Below are 227 nucleotides of genomic sequence, written 5' to 3'. Positions count from 1 at the left end.
TTCGTCGGTAATGTGCAGTGTGACTTCTTCACCGGCACTACCTTCAAACTGCCAGGTATCGATATCACCATACTCAATGGTTTCATCAACAAAACTGCCGTTAATCAGCATGCCATGTTCATTGAACGGTGGCTTTACAAAATAGATACGATAATCGCCGGTGTCATCATGGTCGTTGGAGTAAGCGATAGCTCCATCCTGCACAACAACGGTGTAGTTTCCTGACT

The 227-nt window shown here is 45.4% G+C and carries 1 protein-coding gene; it reads right to left on the bottom strand.

Going from position 1 to position 227, the window contains the following annotated elements:
• A partial coding sequence (locus tag ACXAG2_RS20950) for a hypothetical protein (RefSeq protein WP_474870278.1) occupies positions 1-227 on the bottom strand: 227 nt, incomplete at both ends.

Source organism: Alteromonas sp. ABH4_456 (genome assembly GCF_056160645.1).
Note: the sequence above shows the minus strand (reverse complement) of the source record. Positions and strands in the feature narration are given on the sequence as shown.